Genomic DNA, 25,562 nt, shown 5'->3' with positions numbered 1-25,562 from the left:
CCGCATCCCGGCAAGCCTTGACAGGTCCGGCGCCGGTGACGCTAGCCTCGCCCCATGATCGCTTCGACGCCCACGACCCGTGCCCTGATGGTGCGCGCCGAAAGCATGCGTCGAATGCAGATGCGCTGACAGCGCCAGCCGTCGCTGTTTCAAGATAACGGTCAGAGTCCGAGTTGCCCGGTATTCCAAAGGCGCTCGTCGTACTCCGCTGCCGCCCGATCCGTGCGGCCCGCGTTCAAACCTCCCGTTAATCATCCTCGCCGCCACGACGTGCACCCGCCTCGCCGAGATCGGTAGAAATCACGTGCCGAGATCGGTTGATATGGCGGCCCAGGCCTTATAGGAAGCATCATGACCACCTTCGTCCCCACCGGGCTCCAGGACTTCGACGCCGCAGCGGAGCCCACCGCGCCCCTAGCCGCCCCGACCGCCTCCAGCTCCCCCTTCGACGTCGTCCACGATCGCACCGGCACCGCCAGCCTCAAGTGGGACTGCGCCGCCAGCCGCGGCCGCCCCACCACCGCCCTGCCACTGTGGGTGGCGGACATGGACCACGCCACCGCCCCCTGCGTCATCAACGCCCTGCTGTGGCGGGTGCGGCACGGCATCTTCGGCTACACCGAGCCCGACGCCGCCTACGACGCCACGCTGGCCGCCTGGTTCGCCCGCCGCTACGACTGGCGCATCGACCCGGCGTGGAACGTCATCACCCCCGGGGTCGTGCCCGCACTGGCGACGGCGGTGCGCGCCCTGACCGAGCCGGGCGACGCCGTCGTCATTGAGGAGCCCGTCTACTACCCGTTCCGGGAGGTGGTCGAGCAGCAGGGGCGCGTGGTCGCCCCCGCCCCGCTGGTGCGCGGCGGCGACGGCGTCTACCGGCGCGACCTGGGTGCCCTGGAGGCTGTGCTGACCGCTACCGGCGCCCGCCTGCTGCTCCTGTGCAATCCGCACAACCCGGTCGGGCGGGTGTGGAGCCGTGCCGAGTTGAAGGAGCTGGCCGAGGTGGCCGCCCGCCACGACGTGCTGGTGGTCTCCGACGAGGTGCACGCGGACCTGGCCCTGCCCGGGCGCCGCACCACGCCCTTCGCCTCGCTGTCCGCCGACGCCGCCGCCCGCACCGTCACCTGCACCTCGCCGTCGAAGTCCTTCAACCTGGCCGGGCTGCAGGTGGCCAATATCCTCATTGCCGGCCCCGACCTGCGCGCCCGCTTCCGCAACGCCCTCGGCGCCGCCGGATACTCCCAGCCCAACGTGCTGGGGCTGACGGCCTGCCAGGCCGCCTACAAGTCCGGCGACGCCTGGCTGGACGCCCTGCGCCGCCATATCGAGTACACGCGCCGCCACCTCGTCCGCCGCCTGGAGCGGGTGCCCGGCATCGAGGTCTCCCCCTGCGAGGGCACCTACCTGCTGTGGCTGGACTGCTCCGGGCTGCTGGAGAGCGCGGGCCTGACCGCAGCGGAGCTGGACGACTTCATCACCGGCGAGGCCGGCCTGTGGCTCGACGACGGCGCCCTGTTCGGCACCGGCGGCGCGGGCTTCACCCGGCTGAACATCGCCTGCCCGCGGGCCACCCTGGACGAGGCACTGGATCGTCTGGAGATCGCCGTCCACTCCCGGCTCACCCGCCCCGCCGCCCCCACTCACCGAGATCGGTCGTTATAACCATCGAGATCGGTAGAAGTTACGCACCGAAATCGGTCGAAAAGGCTCGCTGAGACCGGCACGAGCAACGCATCCAAACCGGTCATCACCCATATACAGCCAGAAAGCACTCATGAGCATTACCGAATCCGTCGTCGGCCCCGCGCCCTCCCCCGAGGCCGTCGTCGCCCCCGCCGTCGATCATCCCGGGTGTCGCACCGCGCCGCTCCAGCACCACCCCACCTGGACGGCCTCCCCCACCCCCTGGCGGCTCGACACCGTCCTGGCGCATGTGGGCACCGGCACCGACCCCGCCACGGGCGCCATTACGACGCCGATCCACCTGTCGACGGCCTTCGGGCACCCAGGGCTGGGGGCCTCCACCGGCTACGACTACACGCGGACCGCCTCCCCCACCCGCGACGTGCTCCAGGACTCCCTGGCCCGGCTCGACGGCGGCACGGCCGGATTCGCCCTGGCCTCCGGGATGGCGGCGGTGCAGTTGGCGGTCACGGCGCTGGCGCCGTACGGATCGCGGATCGTCGCCCTGGAGGACCTGTACGGCGGCACCTACCGGTACTTGAAGTGCTTGGCCGACGACGGCGCCTACACGGTGGACTTCGTCGTCGGCGAGGCGGGCCTGCGTGAGGCGCTGCGCCGCCCCGCCGCCCTGGTGCTCGTCGAGTCCCCCACCAACCCGATGATGACGCAGCTGGACATTGCGCGGGTGGCCGACTGGGCACACGCGGGCGGCGCGCTGCTGGCGGTCGACAACACCTTCTACACGCCGGTGATCTGCCGGCCGCTGGAGCTGGGGGCGGACGTGGCCGTCTACTCGGCCACCAAGTACCTGGCCGGGCACAACGACGTGATGGCGGGCGCCGTCGTCGTCGCCGATCCGGCTCTGGGCGAGCGGCTCCAGTACCAGCTGAACACCACCGGTGCGACGCTGGGCCCCTTCGACGCGTTCCTGCTGCTGCGCGGGCTGAAGACGCTGTCGCTGCGGATGGAGCGGCATGAGGCCAACGCCCGGAGGATAGTCGAGTTTCTACGCGCCGACGCACGGGTTACGCGGGTGCTGTATCCGGGGCGCTCGGGCATGGTGTCCTTCGAGCCGGCCGACGGCGTCGACGTGGCGGCCTTCTTGGGGACGGTGGGAGTGTTCACCTTCGCCGAGTCGCTGGGCGGGGTGGAGTCGCTGGTGACGTGTCCGAGCGTGCAGACGCATGCGGACGTGCCGCCCACCACCCGCGCCGCCTACGGGCTGAGTGACCAGCTGCTGCGGCTGAGCGTGGGCATCGAGGACGCCGAGGATCTGGTCGCCGACCTGGACCAGGCGCTGGAGCGGGCGGACACCACGGCGTGAGCGGTGATGCGGACCCGTCCGGGTCCGCCGCCATTTCTACCGATCTCAGCACGTAACTTCTACCGATCTCGGCGGGCGGGGGCGGCGGGCGGGGCGGCGTTCACCGTACGGGGCCGGGGAGGGAGCAGGGCTACCAGCTCACCGGCACCGGGGCGCCCTCGCGGTAGCCGGAGGCGGACTGGATGCCGACGATCGCCCGCTCGCGGAACTCCGAGATCGAGCCCGCACCGGCGTAGGTGAAGGAGCTGCGCACGCCCGCCACGATGGAGTCGATCAGGTCCTCCACGCCGGGCCGCTCGGGGCTGAGGTACATGCGCCCGGCGCTGATGCCCTCCTCGAACAGGGCCTTGCGGGCGCGGTCGAAGGCGTCCTCCCCCTCGGTGCGGTCCGCCACCGCCCGCGCCGACGCCATGCCGAAGCTCTCCTTGTAGGCGCGGCCGTCGGCGTCGTACTGGATGTCGCCCGGGGACTCGTAGGTGCCGGCGAACCAGGAGCCGATCATCACGTTGGAGGCGCCCGCCGCGAGCGCCAGGGCGACGTCGCGCGGGTGACGCACCCCGCCGTCGGCCCACACGTGCGCGCCCAGGCGCTCCGCCTCCCGGCTGCACTCCAGGACGGCGGAGAACTGGGGGCGGCCGACGCCGGTCTGCATGCGGGTGGTGCACATGGCGCCCGGCCCCACCCCCACCTTCACGATGGAGGCGCCGGCCTGTACCAGGTCGCGCACGCCCGCGGCCGTGACCACATTCCCGGCGACAATCGGGAAGCCGTCGGGCAGGGCGGAGCGCACGGCCCCGACCACCTCCACCATGCGGTCCTGGTGCCCGTGGGCGGTGTCGACGACGATCACGTCCACCCCGGCCCGCACGAGCCCGGCCGCCCGGCCGGCCGGATCGCCGTGCATGCCGATGGCGGCGCCCACGCGCAGCCGGCCGGCGGCGTCGACGGCGGGCCGGTAGATGGTGGAGCGCACGGCCCCGGAGCGGGTGAGCAGGCCGACCAGGCCGCCGTCGGCACCCACCACCGGCGCCAGCGTGCGGCGCACGGCCCGCAGCCGGTCGAAGGCCTCGCGCGGGTCAATGCCCTCCGGCAGGGTGACCAGCTCGGCGCTCATCACCCGCCGCACCTGGGTGAAGCGGTCTACGCCGGACACGTCCGCGGTGTTCACCATGCCGATGGGCGCGTTGGTGTCGGCGTCGACGACGACGGCGGCACCGTGGGCGCGCTTGGTGATCAGGCCGAGGGTGTAGCCGCAGGTGTGGTGCGGCTTGACCGTGACCGGGGTGTCGTAGACGAGGTGGCAGGCCTTCACCCGGGCGACCGTGTCGATGACGACGTCGGAGGGGATGTCCTGCGGAATGATGGCAAGGCCGCCGCGACGGGCGACGGTCTCCGCCATGCGCTTGCCGGCGACGGCGGTCATGTTGGACACCACGAGGGGGATGGTGGTGCCGCTGGCGTCGTCGGTGGCCAGGTCCACGCCCGTGCGCGATCCCACGGCGGAGCGGGAGGGGACCATGAATACGTCGTCGTAGGTCAGGTCGAAGGTGGGCGTCATGCCGTTGAGGAACCTCACTTGGAAATCCTACGGCGGACAGTGGTGGCTCAACAGGGTCCTGGTGGTCCTGGTGGTAGCACATGGCCCCTCACGCCCGGCTCCCCGTAGGTGACGGGGGCGGGGTCGTGAGGGGCCGTCTTCCGCGTGTGGGCCGGCCGAGGCCGGGCCGCTACGCGGCGGGACTCAGGCGTTCTGCTCGGGGTCCTTGCCGACCAGGAAGGCGTAGCTGAAGCCGGCGATCGCGGCGCCCAGGAGCGGGGCGACGATGAACAGCCACAGCTGGCCCGGGGCGCCGTTGCCGGCCTCGAAGGCGACGGCGATGGAGCGGGCCGGGTTGACCGAGGCGTTGGTGACCGGGATGGACACCAGCAGGATGAGGGTCAGCGTCGCACCAATGGCCAGCGGGGCGAAGCCCTTGGGGGCGCGGGAGTCGGTGGCGCCGAGGATGACGATCAGGAAGATCGCGGTCATGACCAGCTCGCAGATGAAGCCGGCGGCCAGCCCGTAACCGTGCGGGGAGTGCTCGCCGTAGCCGTTGGCGGCGAACCCGTTGGCGGCCACGTCGAAGCTGTCGGTGCCGGAGGCGATGGCGTACAGGACGCCGCCACCCACCAGGCCGGCGATGACCTGGATGCACCAGTAGGGCAGGACGTCCTTCCAGGAGAAGCGGCCGGCGACGGCCAGTCCCAGGGTGACGGCGGGGTTGAAGTGGCCGCCGGAGACGGCGCCGACGGCGTAGGCCATGGTGGTCACGGCCAGGCCGAAGGCCAGGGCCACGCCGAGGTAGCCGATGCCGACCGGGAAGTCGGAGTCGGTCAGAGCGGTGGCGGCGAGGACGGCGGAGCCGCAGCCGGCGAAGACGAGCCAGAAGGTGCCGAGGAACTCGGCGCCGAGGCGCTTGGACAGGGGGGCCATGGGGACCTTTCGTTGTTGTGCAGGTGATTTCAGGTAGGTGGGCCGGGAGCCGGGCAGGGATCCTGAGCGCGCGGCTTCCCGACGGCGCCTCCGCCGACGGTGCCGTCAAGCAGCCCACCGCGGAGACGAGCGGCATGCCCGTGTGGGCATGGAAAACGCCCCGCAACACCGACTATTCAGCCGATGACGGGGCGTCAGTGCGCCAGAAGGGACTCGAACCCCCAACCTTCTGATCCGTAGTCAGATGCTCTATCCATTGAGCTACTGGCGCAATCCGGTTCGGACAACCCGGAACATTACCCGGCGAACCGGCGGCCCACAAATCCTCAGCCCGTGAGCCTTCGCACAGCCTCAGCCCGAGCGGGGACCGCGCCCCCGATGCGGCCGCGGCCGGAGGACGTGCGCCTCCCCCGCGGCCGCATCGGGGCGATCGTCACACGCGGTGATGGCGGCGCAGCCACAGCAGCGCGACACCGACGATCACCAGCGCCAGCGCCACCAGGCCCAGAGCGGTGTATGCGCCGGTGCGCGCCAGCGCCTGACCGGTGACCGTGGTGGATGCCGCCGCTGCCGTGGCCGCGGCCTGGTGGGCGCCGCCCTCCGCCGAGGAGCCGATCGCATCCTCGGCGCTCCCGGAGCCCATTGACCCCGTCGGCGCGCTCGGCTGGTCGGCGCTGGGTGCTGCGGTGGGCTCCGCGGACGGATCCGAGGTCGGGGACGGCGTCGGGTCGGCGACCTGCTCGCCGGCGACGCGCAGTTCGGCGGCGCTGACGCCGCTGGTCTCACCCGACCGGGCATTGGTCAGGTCGAAGCGCACGTAGCGCCCGCGCACCGCCTGGTCGAGCTCCAGGATCGTGGGCGCCCACCGGGTGGCGTCGATCTCCGTCGTGCCGACCGACTCCCAGTTCTCCCCGTCTGCGGACACGTACACGGTCATCCCCGTGGCGTGCGCGGCGCCGGCGCTCTGGTCGGGGGTGTAGTGGAACTTGGTCATGTCATGGGTGGCCCCGAGGTCGAGCACGTAGCCGGCCTCGGCAGACTCGGCGACGACGGTGGTGAAGATGTTGTCGTCCACGCCGGCCCCGTCGGGCGAGACCGCCGTCAAGGCGGACTGGGGCAGGTAGCCGTCGGTCTTCCAGTCGATGGCGATCTCCGGGGAGGTCCAGGTGGCCCAGTCGGTCGCCTCCGTGCCGTCGCCACCGACCGGGCACACCCGCACGGTCAGCTGGTAGTCACCGGTGGGCGCCTGCTGGATGGCGCCGTCGGCGTCGTAGTAGCCGCCGGACCACACGAAGGCGGGGTTCTGGCCGCGCACGCGCCATTCGGTGTCGTAGGCGGCCGGACCCAGGTAGCTGACGGTGCCGTCGTTGTAGACCCGCGAGACCTCCAGGACGGCGCCGCGGTAGGGGATCAGCGGCTCGATGAGCACCGCCGGCAGGTCCTCGTAGGCGCCCTCGCTGGTGCGGGTGGAGTCGCCGAACACGTACCGGCCGGTGTTCACGGCCTTCCCGTCCAGGTCGACGACGGCGGTGGCGTCGCCGAAGACCTGCGCGGCGGCGAGGTTGCCGGCCACCCCCGCGTACGGGATGCGAACCGCGTCCCCGCCGCCGTCGGGGGTCAGCACCAGCCAGCCGCCGTAGAGGTCGCCGTCGGCGGCGTCTGCAGGCGCGGTGATGGTGACCGTGAGGGTCTCCGAGCCACCCGCCGGCACGGTGATGGTGGTGCCGTCGCTGGAGACGGCGGCCGGCGTGGAGGTCCCCTGCTCGGGCGCCGAGGCGGCTCCGGTGACGGTGACGGCGTCGGCGTGCGACAGGGAGTAGGTGACGGGCCGGGAGGCCCGGTTGGTCAGGGTGACCTCCTGCGTGTTGCCGTCCGGGTAGTGCTCGGACTCGCCGAGGTTTAGCACGGAGGCGCTGACGGAGGTGGTGGCGCCGATGGCGGCGTCGACGTCGATCAGGCCGGCGCCCTGGTGGGCGACGGGTTCGAGCAGCGCGGCGTCGTCGGCGCCCGACCAGGCCAGTGGGGTGGCGGTGGAGCGCAGCCGCCAGGCGACCTCGTCGACCGGACCGGTGCCGGAGGCGTCCCGAATCTCGGGGTGCGCCTGCAGGATGAGGGCCACCGAGCCGGCCAGGTAGGGGGCGGCCATGGAGGTGCCGGAGGCGGAGCGGTAGCCGCCGTCCTCCAGCGGCCAGGTGGACCAGATGTAGCCGCCGGGGGCGACGACGTCGGGCTTCAGGCCGAGGTCGGTGTTCAGCCCCCAGGCGCTGAAGGCGGAGACCTTCCCCCCGGTGGCGATGTTGAACTCCGCGGGTTCCTCGGCGAAGGTCAGCTGGGAGTCGTCGGCCAGCGCGGCGCGGATGGCGTCGCCGGACGCCTGGTCGACGGCGACGACGGGGATGGAGATGACGCCGCCGTCGCTGCTGGTCAGGGTGACGCCGAGCTGGCCGGGGGCGGAGTTGTCGAAGACGACGCCGACCGCGCCGGCGGCCTGGGCATTGGCGGCCTTGGTGTAGAAGTCGCAGCCGCCGCGGCGCACCAGCACGATCTTCCCGGCGAAGGCGTCGGCGTCGACCGGCCGGCACAGCAGGGAGGGGTCGGCGGCCTCGTCTCCGCCGTCGGCCGCGGGATCCCCGGAGGCGATGAGCGGGTAGTGGGCGTCGTCGTCGCGGGTTACGGAGGCGGTGCCGCCCTCGGCGGTGGCGTAGAGGAACTTCTCACTGGTGCCGGCGGAGGAGACGGTCAGGTAGTGGCTCAGCGCGATGGTGTTGTCGACGCTGCCGGCGGCCAGCACGTGCGTGGCGGCGGCGGGGGCGCCCAGGGTCCAGACTCCGGATTCGCCGGCGTTGCCCTGGGAGGCGGTGATGATGACGCCCTGGGCGGCGAGGGACTCGGCGGAGGCGGTGATGGGATAGCCCGTGACGACCATGTAGTCGGCGCTGACGGACAGGTTGATGACGTCCATGCCGTCGGCGGCGGCCTGCTGCATGGCGGCGGCCATGACCTCGGCGTTGGAGCTGCCCTGGCAGCCGAAGACCCGGTAGGCGCCGATCTCGGCGTCGGGGGCGACGCCGGTGATCTCCGCGGTGCCGGCCGTCCCCTGGGCGGCGGCGATACCGGCGACGTGGCTGCCGTGACCGGAGCAGTCGTCCGGGTAGGCGTCCGGTACGGGCTTGAAGGCGGCCTGAGCGTCCTGCGCGGCCACGGTCGGGTCGCCGTAGGCGTCACCGACGAAGTCATAGCCGGCCGTGACCTTGGCGTTGGGGAAGCTGGTGGAGCCGTCGCCCTCGGTGGTCTCGGTGCCGGCGGTGCCGGTGCCGCCGAACTCGACGTGGTCGTAGTCGACGCCGGAGTCGATGATGCCGATCTTGATGCCGTCGCCCGTGTAGCCGAGTTCGGAGTGGGCGAGGTCGGCGCCGGTCAGATCCAGCGCCGTGGTCATCTGCGGGGTGAGCACCCCCTCGGCCTGCTCGGCATCGGTGCGTGAGTCGGCGGAGGCCTCCTCAGCGGGCTGTGGGATGCGGACGACGGGCTGGATGGAGACCACCTCGTCCAGCTCGGCCAGGGACTCGATGGCGGAGTCGTCAACCGCAAGGGCGACGCCGTTCCACAGGTCCCCGTATGCGGTGGTGACCTCGGCGTCGATGCCCGCGTCGCGGATGGCGGCGGCCAGCTGGTCCTGCTCGGCGGCGACGGTGGCCGCGTCCCCGCCGTCGGCGACGGCGGGCGAGGCGAGCTCGACGAACCAGCGGTTCTCGATGGCCTCGGCGTCGGACCCGTCCGGCAGGGTGATGTCACGGGTGATCTTGGTGCTCGCGACGGCGTCGGTGTCAGGGACGGACGGGATCGCGGAGGCGGCGGCCGGGGTGTCGGTGTCGGCGGGCGCAGCGGCCGCCGGGGCGAGCAGGGCCACGGCGGTGAGGGCAGCTGCGGCAGCGGCCAGCGGGCGGCGGATCTGTTGTTCAGGGCGTACGGATCGGTGGCGGTGGCGCACTGTTCTTCTTCCTGGTGTCGGGAGCGCGAACGCGTTTCGGAACCAGAGCAGTAGGCTCCAGACGCCACGTTATCCAATCGAGACTCTGTTGGTGAAGACTTAACCTGCGAAGCGGGACGTGGATCACATCACAATCGCGTCCGCACGCTCCGGCCCACCCGCGCCCCCCTTCGCCGAGATCGGCAGAAGTTACGTGCCCAGATCGGTAGATATGGGGCTGTTCGTGTTTGTGGGTGCGGCGGTTCGGGGCGGGGCTGTGACGCGGTGGTAGCGCTCGGGCGTGGGAGGTCGCGCTCGGCAGGTGCCGGCCTGCCGACAACGACCCCGCCAGCCCCGAGCCTGGCCACTGCGCACCGCACCCCCGGGCACACGCACCAAGAGCCTCACCCGGCCAACCGCCGCCCATCAGCCCGCCACACCCCCAAACACGAAGAGCCGGATATGGCAGCCGGTAGCCTCACAACCCGATTGACGCCAGGGGCGGCCCGCCGTCGGGCACGCGGGTCCGCCGTCGAGGGCGCATGACAGGCGTCGCGGCCGCAGAATGTCGCAGATCGGCACAAACGTGCCCGGAGCACCGAAATCAGCCCCGAAGATCGTTGAAATCATGCGGTTTCACTGACCAGACGCCCCACCGGCTCCGGCGTTTGTGCCGATCTCAGACAATTTGCTCCCGGGATCCCCGGAGCGAGGACGCGGGACGCAGTCGTTGGAGCCCCAACGTGTGGCGGAGATGGGGAGATTCGAACTCCCGAGGGGTTTTATCCCCAACCTTCTTAGCAGGAAGGCGCACTAGGCCACTATGCGACATCTCCAGTTGCCGGATCGGCCCGACGAGCCTACCCCAGCACACGGAGCGAGGCAACGACCGCCGACGGCCCCGCGCGGGGCGCCGACGACGGCTCGTCACCGCCCGTGGCGGAGAGGGAGGGATTCGAACCCCCGGTGCGCCGGGCGCACAGCGGTTTTCAAGACCGCCACATTCGGCCGCTCTGTCACCTCTCCGGGTACGCCCGAGACCCTACCACCTCACCCCCATACCGCCGCGACACCCGCAGCTGTCACCCCAACCACAAAGCGGGGCCTTCACCCCCTATGCGCCGCGCCACACAACAGGTATCGTCATGGACATACTGACCCGCGGGGTGGACTGCGCTCAGCGAGGCGATGTCGTAGTTGAAGCGGCGGCGGGCGGCGGCGATGTGTCGGCGGCCCACATAGATGAGCCGCCCGGCGTCGTCGAGCATCTCCCGGTAGAAGAAGAACAGCGGACCCCCGACCAGTACCTGCAGCAGTTCTGACTGGGTTGCCGTGGCCGCGGGCGCGTCGATGTAGGAGTTGCGCGATCCGCCGACACGCACTCCGTGCTCGGCCGGCACTTCGAACAGAGAACCCTCCAGCGGTGCCTCCATCAAGGAGGGACAGGCGGATGAGCAGCCCGTGTTCGCACAGTTCCTCAATGGCGCGCCTAATGGTGATGCGACTGACCCAGTACATGGTGGCGAGCCCCGGCTCGGTGGGGATGCACCCACCGGGCTGGTAATCGCCGGAGTCGATTTCGGCGCGCAGGGACTGCATGACTTGGGCGAACAGCGGCCTGGTGCTCTGCCGGTCCAGTGGGGCAACCTGTATCGGCGTCATCACGTCCTCCTCATGCGGCCGAGGACGGGCCGCCGCTCAGCCCCGGCCGAACAGGCCGCGACGGCGGGTCTGGCCGCGCGACTGCTCGACTGCCGGCGCGGGCCGGGACGGCCTATCCAGCCGGCCCTCGCTCAGCGCCTGCCCCACCGTCGGCCAGACGGGCATGCGGGCGGCCAGCGTCATCTGCAGGGCGTGGTAGATGTCCGGGTGGCCCTCCCAGGTGCGGGTGGAGGGCTCGTTGTCCTGGCTCAGTTCGTGGGTCCACACGCCGGGGGACTCGATGAGGTACTCCTCGGCGTAGTCGATCCAGGAGCGGTAGCAGTGCTCATAGTGCTCGACGTCGATCTCGCTGCGGCCGTCGTCGAGCAGCGCCTGCCGGATGGCGGCGGCGGCCGACACGCCCTCACAGACCACCCAGTGCATGCGCTCGTGCACGATCGGGCGGCCGTCGAAGTCGGTGGTGTAGACGAAGCCGGGGGCCCCGTCGACCCGCCAGCCGTCGGTGCGGGCCCGGTCGAACAGCTGCTCGGCGGCATCCAGCATCCAGTCGGGCGTGGGCAGGGAGCGGGCCACCAGGGCGGCGCGGGCCTGCACGGTCAGGCGTGACCACTCCAGGCCGTGGCCGGGAGTGACGCCGTAGGGGCGGAAGGGGTGGGCGGGGGCGTCGCGGTTGTAGTCCAGGCGCGGCTTCCACTTGGTGTCGTAGTGCTCGGGCAGGCGCCAGTCGTGGGCGCGAGCCTGGATGTTGACGGCGTAGTCGATGATCTGGACGGCGCGGGTGAGCCAGGTGATGTCCCCGGTGACGTCGGCGGTGGCCAGGTAGGCCTCCACCGTGTGCATGGCGGCGTTGATGCCGCGGTAGTCCTCGGGGCCGGTGAAGTCGGCGGCGTAGGACTCAATGGGCAGCCCGTAGGTGTCGTCCCACCAGTAGCGGTTCTGGACCTCCATGGCGTCCCGCAGCAGCTCGTGCGCGCCGGGGCGGTTGGCGGCCGTGGCGGTGGCGGCGGCCAGCAGCACGAAGGCGTGCTGGTAGCACTCCTTGCGGGCGTCGGCGTCGACCGGAACGCCGTGACCGGCGGCGTCGAGCTCGTGGCGGACGGCGGAGTACCAGCCGCCGCGGTCGTAGTCGCGCATGACCTTGCTCAGGGCGCGCACGCCGTGGTCGGCGTAGCGGCGGCAGCCGGGGATGCCCAGCAGGGCACCCAGGGAGAAGGCGAAGGTCATGCGGCCGGTGATCCACAGCTCCACGGGGTGGCTGGTGTCGACGACGCCATCAGCGCCAATCCAGCCGAAGCCGGCGGGCACCTTGGCGGAGCGCGCATAGCGCAGCAGGGCGTGCGTCTCCTCGGCGAGCCAGCGGTTGTGCTCGGGGGCGCCGAACCATCCCAGTCCCATGAGTCCTCCTCGACCCGTCGTCCGCGCCCGGACCTGTTGGCGCCGGGGCACCCCGAACGTTAGCAGGCGAGGGCGGGGCGGAGGCAGTCGGCGGTCTCAGAGCACCTGGGAGACGGCGTCGAAGTCGTGGCGGGCGGCGCGGGGGCGGTAGGCATCGGCGTCGGCGTGCCCGACAATGACGACGGCGATGGCCTGCCAGGGCCGGTCGGCGTGGAACTCCGCATCAATACCGGGCAGGTCGGCGCCGGTCATGACGCCGACGTCGAGCCCCTCGGCGCGCAGGGCGAGCACGAGGTAGCCGAGCTGGATCAGCGCCGAGTCGCGGGCGAGCCCCTGGCGCATCTCCAGGGATCCGGCCAGGCGCTGGAGCATCTGCTCCGGCGCGCCGAGCTCCCGCATGGACTGTTCCAGGGCGAGGTCGGCGGAGACGATCAGGGCCAGGGGGGCGCCGAGCACCGGCTCCTGGTTGATCCCCGCCATCAACGGGACGAGGCGCTGGCGAGACTCCGGGGACGCGAGCAGGTCCAGGCGCATGGGCTGGGAGTTGAGCGCGGTGGGCGCCCAGCGCGCATTGTCATAGGCGCGGCGCACCTGCTCGATCGCGGCGGGCTCGTCGCGGAAGGAGCGGGCCGTACGGGCGTTGGTGAAGAGGACCGCAAGAGCGTCGTCGGAAACGGCGGTGTTGTGACTGCTCATACCGGCGGCAACCGAGCTGCCGCAGGGTTTATTCCGGGGCGCCGGATTCCCGGATACTCTCGCCCCGTCCCGCGCGGTCGGGCGCGAGCACAGCAGGAGGAGGCGCCATGGGACGCGGCAGCAACCTGCCCCGGGTGGGCGGATTCAACCGGGCCGTCGTATTGGAGGCGATCCGCCACTCCGGCGACGGACTCACCCGGGCTCAGCTGGGGCGGATCACCGGCCTGGCGCCGCAGACGGTCTCCAACGTGACCCGTGAACTGCTCGAACAGCGCCTGATCCAGGAGACCGGCATCGTAGCTCCCGGCGGCAGGGGACGGCCCGGCGTCGCCCTCACCCTTAACCCCGCAGGCGGCTACGCCGTCGGCATCCACATTGACCCCTCCGCCCTGGGGATCGCAGTTGTGGACCTGACCGGCGAGGTCGTCGCCGAGAATTACGGGTCCCTGCCCTCGCCCCAGGATTCCGCGGCGGTGATCGCGCATCTGCGTCACGAGGTGGAACGCATGGAGCGCGAGGCGTCGGTGCCGCGCGAGCGGCTGCTGGGCATCGGCGTCGCCGCACCCGGCCCCATCGACGACGCCGCCGGAACCGTCAGCCCGCCCCTACTGCCGGGCTGGGGCACGGTGCCGCTGCGCGACCTGCTGGCTCGGCGGACCGGCCTGGACGTCGTGCTGGACAAGGACGTCACGGCGGTGGCCAAGGCGCACCTGTGGACCGGCGAGTCTCCGGACCCGGAGAACTTCCTGGTGTTCTACCTCGGCGCCGGCGCCGCGATCTCCCCGGTGATAGCCGGACAGGTGGTGCGCGGAACCACCGGTAACGCGGGCGAGACCATGCACCTGCCCGGCGATCCGCGCTCCGCCTCGCCGCGCGGACGTCTCCTGGGGACATCGTTGGGCGAGCGCGAACTGGTGGCCCACGCGCGCGAACTCGGCATGACGCTCCCGGGTGAGGTCGACTCGTGGAATCCCCATGAGATCGAGGATGGCTTCACCGAACTGCTGAGCCGGGCCGGGCGGGGGGAGGCCACGGCGATAGAGGTGTTCGCCTCGGCGGGGCGCGTGCTGGGCGCGGCGGCGCTGGCGGTGACCGAGCTGCTGGACATGTCCGCGATTGTCATCACCGGTCCGCGCTGGGCCGCCATGCGTCCGCTGTGCGAGCCCGAGCTGCAACGCATGATCGCCGATCACACCCTGCACGGGCAGCCGCGCCCGCTGACCGTGCACACCTCCTCACTCGGAGAGCGTGCCGGCACCGTGGGGGCCGCCTGCCTGGTGCTCGACCGCCTCTTCTCCCCGACGCCGGCCACGCTGCTCATCGGCAAGTGAACCCCCGCTGGAGCGGGACGTCGTTGGCGCGCAAAAAGCGCAGAGTGTCCGGATTCGGGACAAACGGGTCTGAAGGCCCCGGGATGCCGTCGGCAAAACGCTGGAATCATGCGGTTCTTTTCCACAGCGTCGGCTGCGAGAACGTCGTTTGTCCCGAATCCGGACACTTTTATCGGCCGTGCGGCGAGGAGCGCCACAATATAACGACTCGGCAACGACAACCGCGGCCTCTTGACAGTATTTTATCCATTTGATGGAGTATTTAGTGATGGCGTCACCGTAGACGCCCCCGGCGCGAAGGAGCCCACCCATGTCCCAGTCGACCCGCACCCCCCTAGGCCACCTGCGCCCGAACCGCAGGAGCTTCCTGATCGGCGCCTCGCTCGCGGCGGCCGCCGCACTCGCCGCCTGCTCGGGCTCCTCGGGCGAGCGCTCGAGCAACACCCTCAAGGTCGCCTACCAGAAGACCTCCGCCTTCACCCAGCTCGAGGACCTGCTGACCAAGGCCAAGGGCGAGTTCGAGGCGGCCAACTCGGAGGTCACCGTCGAGCTGGTGCCGATCGAGGCCGAGCAGGACCAGTACTTCACCAAGCTCGCCCTGATGAACGGTTCGGATTCCACCGCACCGGACGTAATGTACGAGGATTCCTTCCAGGTCCGCTCCGACGCCGCCGCCGGCTACCTCATGCCCATCGACGAGTACGTGGATGCCTGGGAGGACTGGGACCAGTTCGTCGACTCCGCCAAGGAGGCGGGCCTGGGCGACGACGGCAAGCTGTACGGCGTCTCCATGGGCACCGACACCCGCGGCATCTACTTCAACAAGCAGATCTTCGCCCAGGCCGGACTGCCCGAGGACTGGCAGCCGACCAACTGGAATGACATCCTCGACGCCGCCCGCACCATCAAGGAGCAGGTTCCCGACGTCATCCCGCTGAACATCTTCGTCGCCAAGGCCGGTGGGGAGATGACCTCCATGCAGGGCTTCGAAATGCTCCTGTCCGGCACCGACTCCGAGCTGCTGTACAACGCCGACACGAAGAAGTGGGTCACCGGCTCACAGGGCTTCATCGACTCCCTGGCCTTCATGGACACGGTCTACGCCGAGGAGCTCGGCCCCGCACTCGACGTCGCCCTGGACTCCACCATCGGCAACCGCGTCTCCACCGAGCTCCTGCCCCAGGGCAGGCTCGCCATGGCGATCGACGGTTCCTGGATGCCCGGCGGCTGGATCTCCGGCGACAACCCGTGGCCCGAGTGGGAGGAGACCATGGGCCTGGCCAAGATGCCCACCCAGAACGGGCAGGGCGACGGGTTCACCTCCATGTCGGGCGGCTGGACTCTCGCCGTCGGCTCCAAGTGCGCCAATCCCGAGGCCGCCTTCCAATTCATCTCGATCGCCCTGAACTACGAGAACACCCTCAAGTACGACACCGAGAACGCCCAGGTCGCCGTGCGCAGGGACGTCGCCGAGTCCGAGGACTACCTCTCCTACAACCCGAGCTTCGAGTTCTTCTCCGGCCTGGTCCAGTACACGCACTTCCGGCCCACCACCCCCGACTACTCGCAGATCTCCGGAAACATCCAGATCGCCTGCGAGTCCGTGGTCACCGACGACGCCACCCCCGAGCAGGCCGCCGCCACCTACGACTCCGGCCTGATCTCCATCGTCGGCGAGGACGGCACCGAGGCGGCCTCCTGATGACCGCCCCGGCCGCAACCGCGACGACGGCGGGCGGGGGCGCGCCGTCGTCCCGCCTTCGCCCCGGCAGGACTCTGCGGCGCACCGCCCCGCTCATCCCGGCGGTCGTCCTGCTCGCCCTGTTCCTGCTCGGGCCGATCGTCTACTCGCTGTACGGGTCGCTCACCGACCGGGCGATGAGCGGTTACAAGGCCGCCGCGCCCTCCTTCGTGGGCCTGGACAACTACGTCACCCTCCTGTCCGACCCGGCCTTCCTCAAGTCGATCCTCCTGACGGCGGTGTTCGTCTTCGCCTCGGCGATTGTCGGCCAGAACGTGCTGGGCATGGCGCTGGCCGTCCTCATGCGGCACTGCGCCCGCCCCCTGGCCTCCCTGGTGGGCGGGATCGTGGTGGTGGCCTGGGCGCTGCCGGAGATCGTGGCGGCCTTCGCCTGCTACGCCTTCTTCGCCTCCGAGGGCACCCTCAACTCGATGCTCGCCTTCATCGGCCTGGAAGGCCCCAAGTGGCTGCTCGCCTTCCCCATGCTGTCGGTCATCCTCGCCAACGTCTGGCGCGGCACCGCCTTCTCAATGATGCAGTACAACGCCGCGCTCGCGGAGGTGCCGCCCGAGGTCAAGGAGTCCGCCGCCATCGACGGCGCCTCCACCGTGCAGAGCTTCTTCCGCATCACGCTGCCGATCATCCGCCGGTCCATCGCCACCAACCTCATGCTCACCACGCTGCAGACGCTCGGCGTCTTCACCCTCATCTGGGTCATGACCGGAGGCGGCCCGGGCACCAGCTCCTCCACCCTGCCGGTGCTCGCCTACCAGGAGGCCTTCAAGTTCTCCCAGGTCGGCTACGGCACGGCCATCGCCACCGTCACCCTGCTGGTGGGAGCGCTGTTCTCCGTCGTCTACATGAAACTGCTCAAACCGGAGGTGGACTGACATGCCCGACAGGCCCGACACGCAGCAGTCGCCCATAGCATCGCTCAGACTCTCCTCGCCGCGCGGACGCGGGCTCAGGATCATCGCCTCGGCGATCATGGGCCTGATCGGGATCTGCTTCCTGATCCCACTGGCCTGGATCGTCCTGTCCGCCTTCGATCCCGCAGCCACCGTCTCCATCTCTATCCCGGAGACCTGGACGCTGGCGAACTTCACCGAGATCGCCAACGTCGACGAGACCCTGCGCCCGCTGTGGAACTCCCTGCTCATCTCCTTCGGCACCGCGGCGATCACGGTGGTGGTGGCCACGCTCGCCGCCTACCCGCTCTCGCGCTTCCAGATGCGCTTCAACAAGGGGTTCATGTACACGATCCTGTTCGGCACCTGCCTGCCGATCACGGCCATGATGGTGCCCGTCTACACCCTGTTCGTCAGCTTCCAGCTGCTCGACTCCGTGGCCGGCACCATCCTGTTCATGGCGGCCACCTCCCTGCCCATGGCCATCTGGATGATGAAGAACTTCATGGACTCCGTGCCGATCTCCCTGGAGGAGGCCTCCTGGGTCGACGGCGCCTCCGCAATGACCGCCCTGTGGCGGATAGTGGTGCCACTGATGAAGCCCGGCATAGCCGTGGTGTTCATCTTCGTGTTCACCGGCGCCTGGGGGAACTTCTTCGTGCCCTTCGTGCTGCTGTTCTCCCCCGAGCACCAGCCCGCCGCGGTGGCCATCTACAACTTCTTCGGCACCCACGGCTCCATCGCCTACGGCAAGCTGGCCGCCTTCTCCATCTTCTACTCCACCCCCGTGCTGCTGCTCTACCTGATCGTGCAGCGCCGCGTCGGCGGCGGCTTCGCCATGGCCGGCGCCGTCAAGGGCTGATCCGACGCCGGCACCCCACCACAGACAAGACCAGGGAGAACCATCACCATGCACTCCAACCCCCGCCTGACTGAGCAGCGCGCCGAGCGCCTGCTGCGCGACCACATCCGCCCGGCGATCTACCGCGACCGCCTGCCCCTGGAGCTGTCGGCCTGGCAGGCGCCCGGCGAGCCGGTCCCCTTCACCCGGGCCGTGGGCGAGCACTACTCCCCCATCGCCGTCGGCACCCCCTGGGGGCCGCCGTGGGGCACCACCTGGTTCCACGTGACCGGAGGCGTGCCCGCGGCGTGGCGGGAAGTCGAGGGCACCCGCGTGGAGCTGAGCATCGACCTGGGGTTCACCGCCGCGCAGCCCGGGTTCCAGGCCGAGGGCCTGCTGCTGCGCGCCGACGGGGCGGCCGTCAAGGCGCTCTCCCCGCGCAACCACGCGGTGCCCTGGGACGCCGAGCCGGACCTGATCGACGTCTACATCGAGGCCGCGAGCAACCCGGACGTGGCCGGCGGCTTCGAGTTCTCCCCCACTCCCCTGGGCTACCGGGAGACCGCGGGCAGCGAGCCGCTGTACCGTCTGGGCGCCGTGGATGCGGCCCTGCGCGACGACGTCGTGTGGGAGCTGGTTCAGGACCTGACCGTCCTGCTGGAGCTGGCGGCCGCCCTCCCGCAGGACTCGACCCGCCGGGCCCGCATCGATACGGCGCTGGAGCGGGCGGCCAACCGCATCGACCCCGGTGACGTCGTCGGCACCGCGGCGGCGGCGCGGGCCGAGCTGGCGGGCGTGCTCACCTCCCCGGCCAATGCGAGCGCGCACCACGTGCTCGCCGTCGGGCATGCGCATATCGACTCTGCCTGGCTGTGGCCGGTGCGCGAGACGGTCCGCAAGTGCGTACGCACCTTCTCCAACGTGCTCGCCCTTATGGATCAGGACCCGCGGTTCGTCTTCGCCTGCTCCTCCGCCCAGCAGTACCAGTGGGTCAAGGAGGCCCAGCCGGAGCTGTACGAGCGCATTCGGCAGCGGGTGGCCGAGGGGCGCTTCGTGCCCGTGGGCGGCATGTGGCTGGAGTCGGACACGAATATGCCCGGCTCTGAGGCGCTCGCCCGGCAGTTCATTGAGGGGAAGCGGTTCTTCCTGAAGGAGTTCGGGGTGGAGACCCGCGACGTGTGGTTACCGGACTCATTCGGCTACAGCGGCTCACTGCCCCAGATCGCCCGAGCCGCGGGCTCATCCTGGTTCCTGTCCCAGAAGCTGTCCTGGAACGACACCGATCACATGCCGCACCACACCTTCTACTGGGAGGGCATCGACGGCTCCCGCGTGCTGGCGCACTTCCCCCCGGTGGACGCCTACAACGCCCGACTATCCGTTGCCGAGCTGCGCCACGCCGAGGCGAACTTCGCGGAGAAGGGGATCTGCTCCGCCTCGATCGTGCCCTTCGGCTACGGCGACGGCGGCGGCGGCCCCACCCGGGAGATGCTGGCGGCCGCACACCGCTTCCAGAACCTGGAGGGGGTGCCGACGGTGGAGATGGGCAGCCCGAACAGCTTCTTCGAGCGCACCCAGGCGGAGGCGCAGGCCCTGACCGCGCAGGGCGGCGCGCAGCTGCCGGTGTGGCACGGGGAGATGTACCTGGAGTTCCACCGCGGCACCTACACCTCCCAGCTGCGCACCAAGCAGGGCAACCGCCGCAGTGAGCACCTGCTGCGGGAGGCCGAGCTGTGGGCGGCGACGGCGGCCGTCCGGGAGGGGACGCCCTACCCGTATGCGGAGTTGCGGGACTCCTGGCGCACGGTGCTGCGCAACCAGTTCCACGACATCCTCCCGGGCACCTCCATCGGCTGGGTGTACCAGCGCACGGAGGCCGAGTACGCCGAGGTTGCGCGCACCCTCGAGGCGGTGATCGCCGACGCCGCCGCCGTGCTCGTGGGGAGCGGCGACACCCCCCTGCTGCTCAACGCCGCCCCGGCGTCACGCGACGGCGTGCCCGCGCTGGGCGCCGCCGCGCCGATAGCCGCCGTCGGCGAGGTGTCGGTGGAGCAGACCACGGACGGCACGGTCATTGACAACGGGCTGCTCCGCCTGGTGGTTGATGCCGTCGGCACACTGACCTCGGTGGTGGACCTGGAGGCCGACCGGGAGCTGCTGCCGCCGGGAGCCCGCGCCGGGTTGCTGCAGCTGCACCGCGATACGCCGCGCCAGTGGGACGCCTGGGACATCGATGCCGAGTACCGCCACACGGTCACGGACGTGCTCGACGCGGGCGACCGGGAGGTCACGCGGGATGCTGACGGCGTTTGCGTGCGCGTCACCCGCACGCTCGGCCGTGCCTCCAGGCTGGTGGAGCGCATCCGCCTGCGTCCGGGTTCCAAGCAGGTGGGCTTCGACTTCGACGTCGACTGGCATGAGCGCCAGCGGCTGCTCAAGCTGGCCTTCCCGCTGGACCTGGTGGCGGACGCCTCCACCGCTGAGATGCAGTTCGGGCACGTGGCCCGCCCCACGCATCAGAACACCTCCTGGGACGCCGCCCGCTACGAGATCTGCGCCCACCGCTGGATTCACGTGGGCGAGCCCGGTTACGGGGTGGCGGTGCTGAACGACTCCACCTACGGGCACGACGTCACCCGTGACCTCGACGCCGCCGGTCGCCCCACCACGACGGTGCGCCTGTCCCTGCTGCGCGCTCCCCTGTTCCCGGATCCCGAGGCCGATCAGGGCCGGCACCGGCTGCGGGTGGCGCTGCGGCCGGGCGCCGGAATCGACGACGCCGTGCGGGAGGGCTACGCCTTCAACCTGCCCGCGCGCATGGTCGCCGGCGCCCGCCAGGTCGCCCCGCTGGTGTCGGTCGACGGCGCGGGCGTGGTGGTGGAGGCGGTCAAGCTCGCCGAGGACCGCAGCGGCGACGTCGTCGTCCGCCTGTACGAGTCCCTCGGTGCCCGCACTCGCGGCACGCTCACCACCGGCTTCGCCGCCGCCTCGGTGGTCGCCACCGATCTGTTGGAGCGGCCGGTAGGCGACGTCGACCTGTGCACCATGCCCGCCGATGAGCCGGGCGGGCGGCAGGCGGGCGCGCTGAGCCGCGGCTTCGCGCTGCGCCCCTTCCAAATCCTCACCCTGCGGATCGCGCGGGCTTGACCCGCTGGGCGACGCGCAGGAGGCCGCCGTTCACGACCGCTCACTCGGGCCAGGCGGCCTCCGCCTGGGCCAGCGCCTGCTTGGAGTCCAATTCGCCGGTAGTCCACTGGGTCAGCGCGCTCCACAGCACATCCGTGCCCACGCCCGCGGGCATGGAGTCGGAGGCGTCGAAGCGAATCACCGACTGTCGCGACTGCAGCAGCTCGGTTGCGCGCCTGGCGACGTCGGAGCTCATGGCGGAGGCGTTCACGCCCCGGTTGGCGGTGGCCACACCACCGAGCTCCACCCGGGCCTGCGCCCACGCGGCGCTGGTCAGGTAGGTCATGACGGCCTCGACGGCATCGGGAGCCGTGCCGTCCTCCTCGTCGGCCCCGTCACCGTCCGAGGCGGCGATCCGCACCAGGAAGTCACCGCCCACGATCACCGGGGCACCGGCGTCGTCGTCGGCCACTCCGGGCACGAGGAACGCCGAGACGACGCCGCCCGTCGCCGCCGGGGCCTCGGCGGCCGTGGCAGGTGCCGTAGACGCTGCGCCGCCGGTCGTATCCGTGCCGGTGGCGGCCCCGACAGCCGCGGAATCGGCGGTGACTACCTCGGTGCCCGCGGGCAGCAGGTTCTCGTAGCCGGAGGAGGCGTGCAGCATGTAGCAGGAGCCGTCCAGAAGCTGCTGGCCGGCCTCCTCCACGGTGGTCTTCACGGCGCCCTCGCCGCCACCGGCGACGCTCCCGTCGGCCAGGAGCAGGTCGCCGACCGCGTCCAATGCGCTCACGGCGGAGGCGTCGTCGAGGGCCACACGGTGACCGGCCCAGGCGTCATAGGCGCCGACGCCGCGGGTGGCCAGCAGGGTCTCCTCCAGCCAGTCGCTGACGGTCCAGCCGGTCGAATCGCCGTCGGACACGCCCAGGCACCAGGGGGTGGCACCGGGCTCACTGGTCTCCGCGGCGGTCTTCGCACCATCCGCGTCTGCCGGTGCGGCCTGGTCCGCGACGATCTGCTCGGTCAGCTCCACCAGCTCGTCCCAGGTGGTGGGAACCTCGTAACCGGCCTGCTCGAAGGCCACCGGCGAGTACCAGATGAAGGACTTGACCGACGCCATGAGCGGGGCGGCGTACAGGACGCCGTCGACCGAGCCCGCATCCATCCAGGAGCGATCCCACCCCAGTTCGACGTTCGCCCCGACGGCGTCCGGCAGGGCGGTCAGCGCGTCGGCCCGCGCCAAGTCGCGCACCAGGCCCGGCTGGGGGACGACGGCGAGGTCAGGCAGGTCCGTGCTCGTCGCCTCCCCGGCCCCGGGCTCCTCCAGCGTCTGGCGCAGCACCGTCTCCAGAGCGTCCGAGCCGCTGTGGACAATATCGATGCCGGTGCACTCCTCGAACTGCTCGACGGAGGCGTCGAAGCGCTCCGCCTCCGTACCGGTGAAGGCGGTGGCGATGGTGACCGTGGCGCCGTCGGGGAAGTCCCCGTAGGCGGTCAGCGCGGCGCAGGGGTCCGTGGCGGAGGCGGTGGGATCGGCGTCGTCCGCCGAGCATGCGGCCAGGCCTCCGGTCAGCAGCAGCAGTGCCGCAGCGGCGGGGGCGAGGTGGGCGGCGCTGCGCCGCAGGGCGCTCCGCGACGGTCTCATGAGTTCCTCCGGGTCCTCTCCACGATTGCGTCCAGCACGGCCGCGCAACCATCGTGCCATACGGTCTCGGTGACGACGTCGCCCTGCTCCTTGACCCACTGGGGCGCCGAGCCCATCACGGCCCCGACACCCGCCCAGCGCAGCATCTCGACGTCGTTGGTGCCGTCCCCCACGGCGATGGCGTGGCCGGCGTCGGTGCCCAGCCGGGTCACCAGCGCCTGAAGGGCGGAGGCCTTGGTGATGCCCTGCGGGGCGACGTCGAGCCAGGCGGTCCAGCCGACCGCGTACTCCACCGAGTGCAGCGCGGCCCTTCCGACGACGGCGCTGAACTCGTCCACCGGCATTCCCGGCGCGCGCAGCACCACCCGGGTGACCTCCTCGCGGCGCAGCTCGTCCAGGGAGACGACGGTCTGCTTCTCCATCAGCTCCCCGTCGGGGAAGGGCCGGGAGACCCGGAAGCCGGCCCCCAGGTCCTCCACCGCGATGATCCCGTCCGGCACCGCCTCCAGCAGGGCGTCGATGGCGCTGGACGGGTTGAAGGTGCGCGAGTCAACGATCTCGTATCCGCCCGGGAAGACCGGGTCCATGCGCAGCGTGATGGCGCCGTTGGCGCAGACCATCCACCCGTCTGTCAGCCCCAGGCGGCGGGCGACGGGCAGGGCGGCGGTGATGCCGCGCCCGGTGGCGATGACCACCTGCACGCCGCGGTGCCGCATGCGGGCGATGGACGCCATGACGCGCTCGGAGACGCGGCCTTCCAGGTCGAGGATGGTGCCGTCAACATCCAACGCCACCACCAGCCGCTCATCGGGGAGCAGGTGCGCCCGCCCGCCCGGGCCCGTGGCCTCCAGGCGGTCCAGGTCGGCCATGCGGGCGCGTACGAGCGCGTGGTAGTCGTCGTGTGACAGCGGCCGGTCGTATCCGGGCCCGTAGACGCCGACCGTCTGGGAGTTCCAGGCGGCCGAGCCGACCAGGGGGGCGCCGTCGTCGTTCCTGGGGGACATCTCAGACCGCCGACCGGGCGGGGCGCGCGCTATCGCTGCTCATACCGTCAGGCGACCGGCTCGATGACCTCGAGACCACCCAGGTAGGGGCGCAGGCCCTCGGGGACGACGACGGTCCCGTCCGCGCGCTGCTGGTTCTCCAGGATGGCGACCATCCAGCGAGTGGTGGCCAGGGTGCCGTTGAGGGTGGCCACCGGGGCGGTCTTGCCGTCGCGGCGCTCCCGGATGGACAGGCGGCGCGCCTGGAAGGTGGTGCAGTTGGACGTGGAGGTGACCTCCATCCAGCGGTTCTGGGTGGGCAGCCAGGCCTCGCAGTCGAACTTGCGGGCGGCGGAGGAGCCCAGATCACCGGCGGCGGTGTCGATCACCCGGTAGGGCAGGCCCACCAGGGCCAGCATCTCCTCCTCCATGGCCAGCAGCCGCTGGTGCTCCTCGGCGGCATCCTCGGGGCGGCAGTAGGAGAACATCTCCGCCTTGTTGAACTGGTGCACGCGGATGATGCCGCGGGTGTCCTTGCCGGCGGCGCCGGCCTCGCGCCGGTAGCAGGTGGACCAGCCCATGTACCGCCTGGGGCCGGCGGACAGGTCGATGATCTCGTCGGTGTGGTAGCCGGCCAGCGCCACCTCGGAGGTGCCGGTGAGGTACAGGTCGTCGGCGGGAAGGTAGTAGATCTCGTCGCTGTGGGCGCCGAGGAAACCGGTGCCGCCCATCACCTGCGGAGTGACCAGGGTCGGAGTGGTCATCGGGATGAAGCCGTGCTCGACCGCCTTGTCCAGCGCAGCGGTCATCAGCGCCAGCTCCAGGCGCATGCCCCAGCCCTTGAGGTAGTAGAAGCGGGCGCCGGAGACCTTGGCGCCGCGGCGCGTGTCGATGATGTCCAGGCCCTCGCCGAGCGCCAGGTGGTCGGCGGGCTCGAAGCCCTCGGCGGCGAAGTCGCGCGGGGCGGGGCCCTCGTGGCGCAGGACCACGTAATCCTCCTCGCCGCCGGAGGGCGCCCCCTCGATGAGGTTCTGGAACTGGGAGGCGAGCTCGTCGAGCGTGGCGGCGGCGGCGTTGGAGGCGGCCTCCGCCTGGCGGACCTGCTCGGCCAGCTCCTTGGCGCCGCGCAGCGCGGCCTCACGCTCCTCGGGGGTGGACGCCTTGCCGACCGACCGGGAGACCGTCTTCTGCTCGGCGCGCAGCGATTCGAACGCGGCGAGGCTGGTGCGGCGGGCCTCGTCGGCCTCGATGATGCGGTCGACGAGGGCGACGTCGGCGCCGCGGGCACGCTGGCTGTCACGGAAGGGCTCGGGGTTCTCACGTAGCGCACGCAGATCGATCATGGGTGCGAGTGTATCCGGGAGCGGACGGGCGCCCGCGCCTGCTTGGCCCGCCCAGCCCTACTTGTACCGCCCAGCCCTGCTTGGACCGCCCTAGACGCCGTCTCAGGCGGTCTGGAATGCTGGGTGTTTTTTGGACACGGTGTTGTTGTGTGTTTGTCAGGCTGCTTTCGGGGTGGCGGCCTGCTGTAGTTCGCGTTCGAACTGGTTGGGTGTGCGGTACCCGATCCCCGAGTGCAAACGTCTTTGATTATAGGTCAATTCAATCCACGCCGCCACATCCCTTATCGCCTTATCCCGCGTGGGGTAGACCATACGATACACGCGCTCATTCTTCAATGTCGCGTTGAACGACTCCGCCCACGCATTGTCCCAACACACCCCCGTACGCCCCACCGACGGCCGAATCCCATAAGAGGCCAGGTGGTCGGCGAAGGCCTGGGAGGT

The 25,562-nt window shown here is 70.9% G+C and carries 17 protein-coding genes, 3 tRNA genes and 1 pseudogene; 7 read left to right on the top strand and 14 right to left on the bottom strand.

Annotation, left to right across the window (positions count from 1 at the left end; translation table 11 throughout):
- Positions 1–351 precede the first annotated feature (351 nt).
- Positions 352–1,662 (top strand): MalY/PatB family protein, encoded by a 1,311-nt coding sequence (locus BLR49_RS10045; RefSeq protein WP_092537233.1) that lies wholly within the window; start codon positions 352–354, stop codon positions 1,660–1,662.
- 112 nt (positions 1,663–1,774) lie between these two features.
- Positions 1,775–3,007 carry a PLP-dependent transferase gene (locus tag BLR49_RS10040; RefSeq protein WP_092537231.1) on the top strand — a complete coding sequence of 411 codons (1,233 nt, stop codon included), beginning with the start codon at positions 1,775–1,777 and terminating at the stop codon, positions 3,005–3,007.
- Between the two features lie 130 nt (positions 3,008–3,137).
- Here BLR49_RS10040 and BLR49_RS10035 read toward each other — a convergent pair whose 3' ends face one another.
- The 10 genes and pseudogenes from BLR49_RS10035 to BLR49_RS09995 form a co-directional block, all read right to left on the bottom strand.
- Entirely contained in the window at positions 3,138–4,583 is a 1,446-nt protein-coding gene (locus BLR49_RS10035; protein WP_092537229.1) for a GuaB1 family IMP dehydrogenase-related protein, read from the bottom strand.
- Positions 4,584–4,748: 165 nt separating this feature from the next.
- Positions 4,749–5,480: an aquaporin Z gene (gene aqpZ, locus BLR49_RS10030; RefSeq protein WP_092537227.1), complete on the bottom strand. Its 732-nt coding sequence runs from the start codon at positions 5,478–5,480 to the stop codon at positions 4,749–4,751.
- 198 nt (positions 5,481–5,678) lie between these two features.
- Positions 5,679–5,751, bottom strand: a tRNA-Arg gene (locus BLR49_RS10025).
- Between the two features lie 162 nt (positions 5,752–5,913).
- Positions 5,914–9,471: a S8 family serine peptidase gene (locus tag BLR49_RS10020; RefSeq protein WP_245690601.1), complete on the bottom strand. Its 3,558-nt coding sequence runs from the start codon at positions 9,469–9,471 to the stop codon at positions 5,914–5,916.
- Between the two features lie 725 nt (positions 9,472–10,196).
- Positions 10,197–10,286 (bottom strand) — tRNA-Ser (locus BLR49_RS10015).
- 101 nt (positions 10,287–10,387) lie between these two features.
- A tRNA-Ser gene (locus BLR49_RS10010) sits at positions 10,388–10,476 on the bottom strand.
- Between the two features lie 56 nt (positions 10,477–10,532).
- Entirely contained in the window at positions 10,533–10,883 is a 351-nt protein-coding gene (locus BLR49_RS13705) for a hypothetical protein (RefSeq protein WP_245690600.1), read from the bottom strand.
- Between the two features lie 25 nt (positions 10,884–10,908).
- Positions 10,909–11,049, bottom strand: a pseudogene (locus tag BLR49_RS14015) (GntR family transcriptional regulator); the annotation flags it as partial.
- 99 nt (positions 11,050–11,148) lie between these two features.
- Positions 11,149–12,507, bottom strand: a complete 1,359-nt coding sequence (locus BLR49_RS10000) for an AGE family epimerase/isomerase (protein WP_092537223.1) — start codon at positions 12,505–12,507, stop codon at positions 11,149–11,151.
- Between the two features lie 96 nt (positions 12,508–12,603).
- Entirely contained in the window at positions 12,604–13,203 is a 600-nt protein-coding gene (locus tag BLR49_RS09995; RefSeq protein ID WP_092537221.1) for a malonic semialdehyde reductase, read from the bottom strand.
- A 107-nt stretch (positions 13,204–13,310) separates the two neighbouring features.
- Between BLR49_RS09995 and BLR49_RS09990 the strand changes: the two genes are divergently transcribed.
- The 5 genes from BLR49_RS09990 (at position 13,311) to BLR49_RS09970 (ending at position 21,171) form a co-directional block, all read left to right on the top strand.
- The gene (locus BLR49_RS09990) at positions 13,311–14,534 is read left to right on the top strand and encodes an ROK family transcriptional regulator (RefSeq protein WP_092537219.1); all 1,224 of its coding nucleotides are present in this window, start codon (positions 13,311–13,313) and stop codon (positions 14,532–14,534) included.
- Between the two features lie 310 nt (positions 14,535–14,844).
- Positions 14,845–16,236, top strand: a complete 1,392-nt coding sequence (locus tag BLR49_RS09985; RefSeq protein WP_092537218.1) for an extracellular solute-binding protein — start codon at positions 14,845–14,847, stop codon at positions 16,234–16,236.
- On the top strand, positions 16,236–17,165 hold the full coding sequence (locus BLR49_RS09980; protein WP_092537217.1) for a carbohydrate ABC transporter permease: 930 nt from the start codon (positions 16,236–16,238) through the stop codon (positions 17,163–17,165). Before BLR49_RS09985 ends, BLR49_RS09980 begins: the two co-directional genes overlap by 1 nt.
- Before the next feature lies 1 nt (position 17,166).
- Positions 17,167–18,045, top strand: a complete 879-nt coding sequence (locus BLR49_RS09975; protein ID WP_092537216.1) for a carbohydrate ABC transporter permease — start codon at positions 17,167–17,169, stop codon at positions 18,043–18,045.
- A gap of 48 nt (positions 18,046–18,093) precedes the next feature.
- Entirely contained in the window at positions 18,094–21,171 is a 3,078-nt protein-coding gene (locus BLR49_RS09970) for an alpha-mannosidase (protein ID WP_092537214.1), read from the top strand.
- A 40-nt stretch (positions 21,172–21,211) separates the two neighbouring features.
- Here BLR49_RS09970 and BLR49_RS09965 read toward each other — a convergent pair whose 3' ends face one another.
- From BLR49_RS09965 to BLR49_RS09950, 4 genes are all read right to left on the bottom strand, one after another.
- Complete coding sequence (locus BLR49_RS09965) at positions 21,212–22,792, bottom strand: ABC transporter substrate-binding protein (protein ID WP_092537212.1); 1,581 nt, start codon at positions 22,790–22,792, stop codon at positions 21,212–21,214.
- Positions 22,789–23,796 carry an HAD family hydrolase gene (locus BLR49_RS09960; RefSeq protein ID WP_092537210.1) on the bottom strand — a complete coding sequence of 336 codons (1,008 nt, stop codon included), beginning with the start codon at positions 23,794–23,796 and terminating at the stop codon, positions 22,789–22,791. The genes BLR49_RS09965 and BLR49_RS09960 overlap by 4 nt, the downstream gene beginning before the upstream one ends.
- Positions 23,797–23,843: 47 nt before the next feature.
- Positions 23,844–25,118: a serine--tRNA ligase gene (serS, locus tag BLR49_RS09955; protein WP_092537208.1), complete on the bottom strand. Its 1,275-nt coding sequence runs from the start codon at positions 25,116–25,118 to the stop codon at positions 23,844–23,846.
- A gap of 156 nt (positions 25,119–25,274) precedes the next feature.
- Positions 25,275–25,562 (bottom strand): integrase core domain-containing protein (locus BLR49_RS09950; RefSeq protein ID WP_143013687.1); only part of this gene is annotated, 288 nt, incomplete at its 5' end.

It is taken from the genome of Actinomyces ruminicola (genome assembly GCF_900103885.1).
GTDB lineage: Bacteria > Actinomycetota > Actinomycetes > Actinomycetales > Actinomycetaceae > Actinomyces > Actinomyces ruminicola.
Note: the sequence above shows the minus strand (reverse complement) of the source record. Positions and strands in the feature narration are given on the sequence as shown.

Excerpts from the sequence above, each read along its gene's own strand:
- BLR49_RS09985 (WP_092537218.1), top strand. The coding sequence starts at position 14,845 with ATGTCCCAGTCGACCCGCACCCCCCTAGGCCACCTGCGCCCGAACCGC.
- BLR49_RS13705 (WP_245690600.1), bottom strand. The coding sequence starts at position 10,883 with ATGGAGGCACCGCTGGAGGGTTCTCTGTTCGAAGTGCCGGCCGAGCAC.
- aqpZ (WP_092537227.1), bottom strand. The coding sequence starts at position 5,480 with ATGGCCCCCCTGTCCAAGCGCCTCGGCGCCGAGTTCCTCGGCACCTTC.
- BLR49_RS09995 (WP_092537221.1), bottom strand. The coding sequence starts at position 13,203 with ATGAGCAGTCACAACACCGCCGTTTCCGACGACGCTCTTGCGGTCCTC.
- BLR49_RS09965 (WP_092537212.1), bottom strand. The coding sequence starts at position 22,792 with ATGAGACCGTCGCGGAGCGCCCTGCGGCGCAGCGCCGCCCACCTCGCC.
- BLR49_RS10045 (WP_092537233.1), top strand. The coding sequence starts at position 352 with ATGACCACCTTCGTCCCCACCGGGCTCCAGGACTTCGACGCCGCAGCG.
- BLR49_RS09975 (WP_092537216.1), top strand. The coding sequence starts at position 17,167 with ATGCCCGACAGGCCCGACACGCAGCAGTCGCCCATAGCATCGCTCAGA.
- BLR49_RS09970 (WP_092537214.1), top strand. The coding sequence starts at position 18,094 with ATGCACTCCAACCCCCGCCTGACTGAGCAGCGCGCCGAGCGCCTGCTG.
- BLR49_RS09990 (WP_092537219.1), top strand. The coding sequence starts at position 13,311 with ATGGGACGCGGCAGCAACCTGCCCCGGGTGGGCGGATTCAACCGGGCC.
- BLR49_RS10040 (WP_092537231.1), top strand. The coding sequence starts at position 1,775 with ATGAGCATTACCGAATCCGTCGTCGGCCCCGCGCCCTCCCCCGAGGCC.
- BLR49_RS09980 (WP_092537217.1), top strand. The coding sequence starts at position 16,236 with ATGACCGCCCCGGCCGCAACCGCGACGACGGCGGGCGGGGGCGCGCCG.
- BLR49_RS10000 (WP_092537223.1), bottom strand. The coding sequence starts at position 12,507 with ATGGGACTGGGATGGTTCGGCGCCCCCGAGCACAACCGCTGGCTCGCC.
- serS (WP_092537208.1), bottom strand. The coding sequence starts at position 25,118 with ATGATCGATCTGCGTGCGCTACGTGAGAACCCCGAGCCCTTCCGTGAC.
- BLR49_RS09960 (WP_092537210.1), bottom strand. The coding sequence starts at position 23,796 with ATGTCCCCCAGGAACGACGACGGCGCCCCCCTGGTCGGCTCGGCCGCC.